The organism is Psychrobacter sp. 1U2 (genome assembly GCF_051847575.1).
Genome location: NZ_JBPYDC010000698.1, coordinates 1 through 893 on the forward strand (window position 1 = coordinate 1; position 893 = coordinate 893).

The following is an 893-nucleotide window of genomic DNA, read 5'->3' on the forward strand; positions in this document are numbered from 1 at the left end:
TGGACTAAAGAAGTGAAATGCTGGTCGTTCACGGCCTTCAGGTAATACACTAACTTGATTGTGGAAACGACCAAGATAAGCCACATTATCGAACAACTTACGTCCAGAAAGTACCGACCCTGAGATGATACGATTCTCGCCTGCCATCAATTGACCTTTTGTCAATGCGGTCATATCAGCACCGCGCTCAGTCGCAACCAAGTGTGGGTCCTTAACTGCAGGACCTGCAAGGCTTAACAGACGACGCGTATATAAGCGACCCGTCGTAAAGAGTTTACCAATCGCAATCACATCTTGATAACCGATCGTCCAGACAGTTACGCCGCGGCTGATGGGATGTAAAAAGTGAATATGCGTACCAGCAAGACCAGCTGGATGCTTGCCTGCAAAGCTATGATACTCAGTGACATTATTAGCCGCAGTCTTTGCAACTGGTGGCAGCTTAGCGTCACCATGATGACAGACAAAAGTTCTTGGGCTGAGTGTAGACAATACAGCCAGTCCGTCATTGAACGCTTGCAGCTCTTCATTAATCAGTAGCATTGGGTCGAACGCTAATGGATTAGTATCCATCGCGGTGACAAAGATAGCGTGCGGACGTGCACCGATTTCAGGAGCACGGCTATAGGGACGTGTGCGAAATGCAGTCCATTCACCAGACGCAAGCAATTGGGTTTCAACGGCTTCCGAGTCTAAGTCAGCAAGTTGCTGGGAGTCATAGCGCTGAAACTCTACTTCTTCACCGTTTGGGTCAACCTCAATGACAAGACTTTCAAAGACACGACGCTCGCCACGTTTAATGGCAATAACTTTACCAGCTGCAGGGGCCGTGTATATAACACCAACTCGTTTTTTGTCTTCAAAAACAGGTTGACCTTTAGCTACAACGTCAC

1 protein-coding gene is annotated in these 893 nt (G+C 47.8%); it reads right to left on the reverse strand.

The annotated features are described in order from the left end of the window. Nucleotides 1-893: NADH:ubiquinone reductase (Na(+)-transporting) subunit A (nqrA, locus tag ACS8FD_RS18170; RefSeq protein ID WP_439276880.1), on the reverse strand; the 893-nt coding region annotated here is incomplete at both ends.